This is a genomic window from Nocardia alni (assembly GCF_019038435.1).
GTDB classification, from domain to species: domain Bacteria; phylum Actinomycetota; class Actinomycetes; order Mycobacteriales; family Mycobacteriaceae; genus Nocardia; species Nocardia alni.
In genome coordinates this window covers 1-7,093 of record NZ_JAGPOX010000251.1, presented here as the reverse complement: position 1 = coordinate 7,093, position 7,093 = coordinate 1, and the positions used below count along the sequence as shown (strand labels likewise).

The window sequence follows — 7,093 nt, the reverse complement described above, 5'->3', positions numbered from 1 at the left end:
CCAGTCCGCGCCGCGCCGCGTTCTGGCGTTGATCCGCAACGCCTGGCGCGGTCTGACCAACATGCGGACCGCGCTGATCCTGCTGTTCCTGCTGGCCTTGGCCGCGATTCCGGGCGCCCTGCTGCCGCAGCGCAGCCTCAACGCGCAGAAGGTCGACAAGTACATCGCCGACCGGCCGACGCTGGGCCCGTTGATGAATCGGCTGCAGCTGTTCGACGTGTTCTCCAGCTTCTGGTTCACCGCGGTCTACGCGCTGCTGTTCATCTCGCTGATCGGCTGCATCGTGCCGCGGGTGGTCGACCACTACAAGGCGCTGCGCACGCCGCCGGTCGCGGTGCCGCGCAACCTGTCCCGGCTGCCGCATCACTATTCGACGATTGTCGCGGATTCGCCCGAGGATGTGATCGCCAAGGCGCGCAAGCAGCTTCGCGGATGGCGGGTCATCGAGCGCGCCGAGGCGCAGGGGACCACGCTTTCGGCGGAGAAGGGGTACTTCCGCGAATTCGGCAACCTGGTCTTCCATCTGTCGCTGGTCGGGCTGCTGATCGCGGTCGCCGCGGGCAAGATGTTCGGCTACGAGGGCAATGTCGTCGTCATCGCCGACGGCGGACCCGGCTTCTGCACCACCTCACCGGCGGTGTTCGACTCGTTCCGCGCGGGCAATCTGATCGACGGCACCGGACTGACCCCGCTGTGCGTACGCGTCAACGATTTCAAGGCCGACTATCTGCCCACCGGCGAGGCGCAGATGTTCACCGCGCACATCTCGTACGAGACCGGTAAGGATCTGACCACCAACACCTGGCGCAATACCGCGATTCAGGTGAATCATCCGCTGCGGGTGGTCGGCGACCGGGTGTACGTGCAGGGACACGGTTACGCGCCCACCTTCACCGTCACCTATCCCAACGGCGAGACCCGCACCCAGTCGGTGCAGTGGATCTCCAGCGACACGACCTTCCTGTCCAGTGGCGTCATGCGGTTCGATCCGCCCGGCGGCATGTACGGCTCCGAGGATGAGCGGCATAAGCATCAGATCGCGATCGAGGGTCTGTTCGCGCCTACCGCGTTCATGCACGGAAGCCTGCTGACCTCCTCGTTCCCGGCGCTGAACGATCCCGCGGTGGCCATCGACATCTATCGCGGCGAGACGGGGCTGGATACCGGCCGTCCCCAGTCGCTGTTCTCGCTGGATCCGGAGATGATCAAGCAGGGGCGTCTGGTCAAGCAGACGCGGGTGAATCTGACGCCGGGACAGTCGGCGACGTTGTCCGATGGCACCAAGGTGACCTTCGACGGCGCCAAGGAGTTCGCCAACCTTCAGGTCTCGCACGATCCGTCGCAGGGCTGGGTGCTGGTGTTCGCGGTGTCGATGATGGCCGGGCTGCTGGTGTCGCTGGTGGTCAAGCGTCGCCGTATCTGGTTGCGCGCCTATCCCGACGACAGCGCGGATCCGCAGGACTCCGATTCGGCGGTGTCGTCTGTGCCCCCCGCCGGGACTATCGTCGATGAACGACGTACCGTAGTAGAAATGGGCGGCCTGGCCCGTACCGATCAGGCCGGGTGGGGCGGCGAGTTCGACCGCCTCCGCAGCCGCCTGCTGGGTGCCTCGCGGACCGAGAACACGGGAGAGTAAGCAATGCCGATCGACGAGACCATCGCCTCCTACAGTGATCTGGCGTTCAAGTCGGCGATCGTGGTGTATTGCCTGGTCTTCGTGATGCTGCTGGTGCAGTTCGCCATCGCGTACACCAGCAGGGCCGAGCGGCGTGAGCCCGCCCTGGTGGGCGCGGGCGTCGGTACCGGGACGCCGAGCGGCCCGGGCCGGATCGAGCAGGTCCCCTCGAAGCCGGCCTCCGAGCGCATCGGCAATATGGCCTTCGCCGTGCTGTTCGTGGCGCTCGGGCTGCATATCCTGTCGATCGTGTTGCGCGGCTTCGCCACTCACCGTTTCCCGCTCGGCAACATGTACGAGTTCGTGACGATGGCGACCGGCGCGGCCGTCACGCTCGGCGTGGTGCTGCTGCGGCACGAGCGCTACCGGGGCATGTGGGCGTTCCTGCTGGTGCCGGTGCTGATCCTGATGTTCCTGGCCGGCACCGTCCTGTACGCCGACGCGGCCCCCGTCGTGCCCGCGCTCAAGTCCTACTGGCTGCCGATCCACGTGACCGTGGTCAGCATCGGCAGCGGCGTGTTCCTGGTGGCGGGTGTGTCCAGCCTGCTGTTCCTGCTGCGCCTGCTCCAGCCCGCCGGTCAGGAATCCGACAACGTCCTGGGCGCGGTAGCCCGTCGCCTCCCCGACGCCCGCGCTCTGGACCGTCTGGCCTACCGCACCACCATCATCGGCTTCCCGATCTTCGGCACCGGCATCATCCTGGGCGCCATCTGGGCCGAATCGGCCTGGGGCCGCTTCTGGGGCTGGGACCCCAAAGAAACGGTCTCCCTGATCGCCTGGCTCATCTACGCCGCCTACCTCCACGCCCGGGCCACCTCCGGCTGGCGCGAAACCCGAGCCGCCTGGATCAACGTCGCCGGCTTCGTGGCAATGTTGTTCAACCTGTTCATCATCAACATCGTGGTGAGCGGCCTGCATTCGTACGCCGGACTCAACTAGCGCGGCGAAACCTTCTCTGAACTGCGGATTCTCGTCGGCGTCGGATCAGCCCGATGTGGCGGCCGGGGTGCCGGTACGCTGCCGATCACGGTAGTTCGTGGTCTGTGACGTTCGGGCGGTACCCTGACCCAGACAGGACATGAACGCGGGATGGGGGACGACGATGGCACGGAAGGGTTTGACGGCGATCGAGATCGCCCGGTGGTTCGTATCCTGGGCTGACGAAGGCGCCGAGGCGACGCTCACGAATCTCGAGGTGCAGAAGCTTCTGTTCTACGCTCAGGTCAAGCGGATCGAGGAGACCGGGGAGCCGTTGTTTGCCGACCAGATCGAGGCGTGGGCGCACGGACCGGTTGTGCCTGCCGTTTACCACGCGCTGAAGCAGTACGGCAGCAGCCCGATACCCCCCGAGCGATTTGCTGACCCGTTCGACTGGGGTGACTTCGAGGACGTCGAGAAGACTCTTCTCGCGACATGGGACCGCTACGGTGTGTACGCGGCGTGGGCGTTGCGTGAGATGACACATCGGGAGCCTGCGTGGATCGAGGCATTCGATACCGGACCGAACACGCCGATCACTGTGGAGCGGATCAAGGCGTATCACCGGGCATGAGCAAGAGTAGCCGCAAAGGCAAGGCTCCTACTCACACGACCAAGATCGACGACGACGCGGCTTCACCGCTGCTACCTGGTGGAGGTCATCCGATCTTGTGCCTCAGGCATCTGCAACCCAACTTCGGGATCGCGGAGCTTACCGAACGGCAGTGTCGCGAGTTCCTGGTCAAATGGCACAAGCGCACACAATTCACCTGGCAGGATCTTGTTCAGCACGACCGCCACGGCCTCGGCTGGGAATTCTTGCCGCGTGGCGCCTTTCGCCCGGCCGTGCCCGAGTCTCTCTCGAAGGAAAAGTTCATGGTCTTTCGCCACGAGGGAAACCTTCCCTTCGCCGGTTTCCGGGCGGGGGAAGTGTTTCACGTGCTGTGGATCGCGGCGAGCTACAGCGACCTCTACGACCACGGCTGACACCCCAGGGCGGATGATCTGTGACGTCATGGTGAGTGAGTCGCACATGTACCGCGGGCCGGTCTGATTCGTATGCGCTCTGTCTGGTATGTCGCCTACGGGTCGAATCTGTCGGCGCGACGGCTGAATTACTATGTGCGGGGCGGGAATCCGCCGGGGGCGACGCGGGTTTATCCGGGGTTTCGGGATTCGACGGCGCCGCGGGCGCGGCGGGGGATGGTCTTGCCGGGGAGTGTGTATTTCGCCTGGGAGAGTCGGGTGTGGACCGGTGGGGTTGCGTTTTATGCGCAACAGCCTGTGGATGGTTGGCCGCGCGGGGCCGCGGGGTGTGGGTATCTGTTGTCCGAGGGGCAGTTCGCGGATCTGGTTGCGCAGGAGATGTATCGGGCGCCCGGCTCGGTGCCGGAGGTCGATCTGGATGTGGTCCGGCGGGACGGTGTTGTCCGGTTGGGGGAAGGGCGGTACGAGACGCTGGTCTATGTCGGGGATGTGGATGGGGTTCCCGCACTGACTTTTACCGCGTCGTGGGAGCCGTCGAGGGTCGAGTTGCGCAAGCCCTCAGGGCGATATCTGGGCATGATGTCGTCCGGCCTACGGGAGTCCCACGGGTGGACCGACGAGCAGATCCACGCCTATCTCGTCGAACTGCCGGGGATTCGGGGGATGTGGGATTCCGAGGAGCTTCGGGCGGTCAGCCACCTGGCCCGCGACTCGGGCGCGGAGTGAGTGAACGACTCGCGGGACGCAGTGCCGACAGCGCCGAGGCCTGCAGCGCCGAGCGGGCCGCGGCGATGATCGGATGGCCGCCGTTACCGCGTCGATAGGCCAGATGGGTACGGCGGCAAGTGGTCAGCGGCGTGAGCACGACGCCGTCGGGGACCGCCAGGGTGCCCAGTTCCGGCACGAACGCGACGCCCTGCCCGCCGGCGACGAGGGCGAGCACGGTACCGAAATCGTCGGCGTGGTGGCGGACATGCGGAGTGAATCCCGCGGCCTGGCAGGCTCTTACGGTCATAATGTGGCACAGCGTGCCGGGCGTGCCGGAGATCCAGGTCGAATGGCGTTGTGCGGTAAGGGGGCCGACATCGGTGGCCGCCAAATAGACGGTCTCGGTCAGGAATTCCTCGGTATCGAGGCCGGATTCGGGCTCGCGGGGCACATAGTCGTACTCCTGCACGAGGGCGATGTCGAGGGTCTGCGCGCGCAGGGCGGCGGGCGCGCTCGCCGGATCCAGTTCCGTGACCGACAGTTCCAGCCGGGGATGTTCGCGGCTCAGGCGCACCAGCGCCGGGGAGATGATCGAATGCAGCGCGGTCGGAAAGGCGCCGATGCGCAGTGTGCCGGTGAGCTGCTCATGTGCTGTGGCGAGTTCGGCCGCGGCCTGGTCCAGCACGGCCAGAATCGTATCGGCGTGTTCGACCAGCCGTAGCGCGGCCGGGGTGAGCGCGACGCTGCGGCCGGTGCGTTCGAGCAGCGGCGTTCGGGCCTCGCGCTCGAGGGCGGTGAGCTGTTGCGACACCGCCGACGGGGTATAGGACAGGGCCTCGGCGACCGCGGCGATGGTCCCGCGCCGGGCCAACTCGCGGAGCAGGCGTAATCGCCGGACATCGAGCATCAGATAAGCTTAGGCTTATCGGAAGAAATGTGAAATAGACCTGGTGAATCGAAGCGCTCAATCTTGGGGGCATGACCAACACCGCAATGAGACTGGACGGCCTATTCGTCCCGCTCGTCACCCCATTCACCGATACCGGCGAACTCGCCGAAGCCCCCTTGGCAGACCTGGCCCACCGCGTGCTCGACCAGGGTGCGGACGGAATTGTGGCCCTGGGTACGACGGGTGAGCCCGCGACGCTCAGCGCTGAAGAACGGCGCCGGGTACTGGAGATCTGCACACAGGTGTGCCGCGAGCGTGGTGTCCCGCTGATCGTCGGGGCCGGATCGAATTCGACCGCCGATTCGCTGCGCGCGTTGAGCGCCCTGGACTCTATAGCCGCGGCCGCGCTGGTGGTCGTGCCGTATTACACCCGCCCGTCGGAGGAGGGCGTGGTGGAACATTTTCGGCATCTCGCGGCGAACTCACCGGTACCGCTGGTGATCTACAACGTCCCGCACCGCACGAGCCGGGTGCTGAGCGCCGAGACGCTGTGCCGCCTGGCCGAACTGCCCAATGTGGCGGGTTTCAAGCATGCCGTCGGCGGTATCGACGATACGACGATCGCCTTCCTGAGCCGGGTGCGGTCCGATATCGCGGTGCTGTCCGGCGATGACCTCTATGCCGCGCCGCTGCTGGCCCTCGGCGCTCGGGGCGCGATCCTGGCCTGCGCGAACGTCGCCCCGGCCGCCTACGCCGACTTGGTCGCGGCGTGGCGGCAGGGCGCGATGGAACGCGGCCGCGAACTCGGCAACAGGCTCGCGCCATTGGCCGCGGCGCTGTTCGCCGAGCCGAATCCGGTGGTGATCAAGGCTGTTCTCGCGGCCCGGAACCTGATTCCGACGGCCGCGGTCCGTCTACCGCTCATGCCCGCGGGGCCCGCGTCGGTCGCGACCGCGCTGGCGGCGTGGGAGAGCATCCATCTGGCGAACCACTAGATTCGCCGTGTTGTGAGGCTTGCGGGCCCGGGCGCTACTCGCCCGCGCCCGGGTCGCCGTCGCGATGCTGACGCGAGATGCGCCAGAGAAAATCCGGATCGTCGTCCGGTCCGATGGTGCGTTTGCGTCGGCCAGCCGTATGTCCGGCATCGATACGGTTGGGACGCTGTGGTCCGAACGCCTTCCAGCACAACATCGCCACGGCCACGACCGCGATGAGTGCCAACAGGTACGTCACGTCGTTCACCTCCTGACATCGAGGGTAATCCGTGGACGTACCTGCGGCACCGCCTACGTCGAAATAAGGGCTATACCCGGGTCGCCTCGGTGGTCAGCGACCGCAGCAGCTGCATCACCTCGGTCTCACGGAAACGCCGGTGGCCGCCTGGAGTGCGCAAGGAGCCCAATCGCCCGGCATGTGCCCACCGGGTGACGGTCTTCGGATCTACGTGGAACAACGCCGCAACTTGGCCTGGGGTCAGGAGGGCCTCCTGGCCGTTGACGGAACCAAACGTGCGGCTCGCCGCGGTGATCGCAGTCATTCGCAAACCTTTCCGTAATCGACAGTTCCCTCATCAGATAGCGACATCGTTGCACCGGACCCCCCACGTACTCGAATGATCTGGTGTTGGTAAAGGGGAAGTAATAGACAAATCGGATAAGCGTACGGCTTGGTGACGTGTCGCACATCACCCGACAGCGAATCCGCAGCGACCCTGAGCGTCGTCGCGGATGGCCGGTCGAACCCGGTTCGCGGCGTCCCATTAGGCTGGTAGGCGTGAGTGAGGCATCCCGTCCCGGTGACGCCCCCGCCCCCGGGGCCCCCGCCCCGGGGGCGGGGGCTGTCTCTTATACACAGCT

At 66.1% G+C, this 7,093-nt stretch carries 9 protein-coding genes; 6 read left to right on the top strand and 3 right to left on the bottom strand.

Annotated features, from left to right (window positions below; genetic code table 11):
* From JZ791_RS43025 to JZ791_RS45810, 5 genes are all read left to right on the top strand, one after another.
* Positions 1–1,636: cytochrome c biogenesis protein ResB (locus tag JZ791_RS43025; RefSeq protein ID WP_216903553.1), on the top strand; the 1,636-nt coding region annotated here is incomplete at its 5' end.
* A 3-nt stretch (positions 1,637–1,639) separates the two neighbouring features.
* Positions 1,640–2,614, top strand: coding sequence for a c-type cytochrome biogenesis protein CcsB (ccsB, locus tag JZ791_RS43020; RefSeq protein WP_216903551.1), 975 nt, complete (start codon positions 1,640–1,642; stop codon positions 2,612–2,614).
* A gap of 163 nt (positions 2,615–2,777) precedes the next feature.
* Positions 2,778–3,227, top strand: coding sequence for a Panacea domain-containing protein (locus JZ791_RS43015; protein WP_216903549.1), 450 nt, complete (start codon positions 2,778–2,780; stop codon positions 3,225–3,227).
* Positions 3,224–3,640, top strand: coding sequence for a hypothetical protein (locus JZ791_RS43010; RefSeq protein ID WP_216903547.1), 417 nt, complete (start codon positions 3,224–3,226; stop codon positions 3,638–3,640). Before JZ791_RS43015 ends, JZ791_RS43010 begins: the two co-directional genes overlap by 4 nt.
* 339 nt (positions 3,641–3,979) lie before the next feature.
* Entirely contained in the window at positions 3,980–4,366 is a 387-nt protein-coding gene (locus tag JZ791_RS45810; RefSeq protein WP_254207343.1) for a hypothetical protein, read from the top strand.
* Here JZ791_RS45810 and JZ791_RS43000 read toward each other — a convergent pair.
* Positions 4,332–5,255, bottom strand: coding sequence for a LysR family transcriptional regulator (locus JZ791_RS43000; RefSeq protein WP_216903545.1), 924 nt, complete (start codon positions 5,253–5,255; stop codon positions 4,332–4,334). The genes JZ791_RS45810 and JZ791_RS43000 overlap by 35 nt on opposite strands.
* 71 nt (positions 5,256–5,326) lie before the next feature.
* On the opposite strand from JZ791_RS43000, the gene dapA reads away from it, so the two are divergent.
* Positions 5,327–6,232 carry a 4-hydroxy-tetrahydrodipicolinate synthase gene (gene dapA, locus JZ791_RS42995; protein ID WP_254207342.1) on the top strand — a complete coding sequence of 302 codons (906 nt, stop codon included), beginning with the start codon at positions 5,327–5,329 and terminating at the stop codon, positions 6,230–6,232.
* A 34-nt stretch (positions 6,233–6,266) separates the two neighbouring features.
* Here dapA and JZ791_RS42990 read toward each other — a convergent pair whose 3' ends face one another.
* Both JZ791_RS42990 and JZ791_RS42985 read right to left on the bottom strand, forming a co-directional pair.
* Entirely contained in the window at positions 6,267–6,470 is a 204-nt protein-coding gene (locus JZ791_RS42990; protein WP_216903543.1) for a hypothetical protein, read from the bottom strand.
* Positions 6,471–6,540: 70 nt separating this feature from the next.
* Positions 6,541–6,774 carry a BldC family transcriptional regulator gene (locus JZ791_RS42985; protein ID WP_040828156.1) on the bottom strand — a complete coding sequence of 78 codons (234 nt, stop codon included), beginning with the start codon at positions 6,772–6,774 and terminating at the stop codon, positions 6,541–6,543.
* Positions 6,775–7,093: the final 319 nt, after the last annotated feature.

Coding starts and splice junctions, on each gene's coding strand:
- JZ791_RS43015 (WP_216903549.1), top strand. CDS start 2,778: ATGGCACGGAAGGGTTTGACGGCGATCGAGATCGCCCGGTGGTTCGTA.
- ccsB (WP_216903551.1), top strand. CDS start 1,640: ATGCCGATCGACGAGACCATCGCCTCCTACAGTGATCTGGCGTTCAAG.
- dapA (WP_254207342.1), top strand. CDS start 5,327: ATGACCAACACCGCAATGAGACTGGACGGCCTATTCGTCCCGCTCGTC.
- JZ791_RS42985 (WP_040828156.1), bottom strand. CDS start 6,774: ATGACTGCGATCACCGCGGCGAGCCGCACGTTTGGTTCCGTCAACGGC.
- JZ791_RS43000 (WP_216903545.1), bottom strand. CDS start 5,255: ATGCTCGATGTCCGGCGATTACGCCTGCTCCGCGAGTTGGCCCGGCGC.
- JZ791_RS43010 (WP_216903547.1), top strand. CDS start 3,224: ATGAGCAAGAGTAGCCGCAAAGGCAAGGCTCCTACTCACACGACCAAG.